The 581-nt window shown below is 63.3% G+C and carries 1 protein-coding gene; it reads right to left on the minus strand.

Annotated features, from left to right (window positions below):
• Positions 1-128 precede the first annotated feature (128 nt).
• The gene (gene tnpB, locus NKI08_RS34630) at positions 129-443 is read right to left on the minus strand and encodes an IS66 family insertion sequence element accessory protein TnpB (RefSeq protein ID WP_352458905.1); all 315 of its coding nucleotides are present in this window, start codon (positions 441-443) and stop codon (positions 129-131) included.
• Positions 444-581 lie beyond the last annotated feature (138 nt).

Genomic DNA, 581 nt, shown 5'->3' on the forward strand with positions numbered 1-581 from the left:
GTCAGCGCTGCTCTCAGCGCGCCAATATCGTCCGGAACAGCATCCTGGGCGGTGGCAACCATGCCCTGGAGTGAATCATAAAACGCGTCCGCTGACTCGCGGAAAATGGCGCAAACTCAAAGAAAAACTCAGCCCGCGCGCTGCGGGCGGAACGTGTGAAGCGGGTTGCGCCAATCGATCCCGTCGAGCATGTAGGCGAGCTGCGCCGGTGATATGGAAACCGTGCCGTCCGCCGGCGACGGCCATAGAAACCGGCCCTTCTCGAGCCGTTTTGCATACAGCGACATGCCGAGCCCATCATGCCAGATAATCTTGATCAGATTGCCGCTGCGGCCGCGGAAGACATAAATATCGCCGGCATGCGGGTCCCGGCCCAGCGTCTCCTGAACCTGCAGAGCGAGGCCTTGCATCCCGCGACGCATATCGGTCCGGCCGACCGCCAACCAGATCCGCACCTGGCTCGGAACCGGGATCATGAAACGCCCAGCGCCTTCACCATCGCTGCCGCCAGTGTTGGCGGCGTGGTCAGCGGAATCCGCAGCCGCACCTTGCCGGCGACCTCCAGCTCGATCACCGCTGGG

This window comes from Mesorhizobium sp. M0768 (genome assembly GCF_040320195.1).
Taxonomy (GTDB): domain Bacteria; phylum Pseudomonadota; class Alphaproteobacteria; order Rhizobiales; family Rhizobiaceae; genus Mesorhizobium.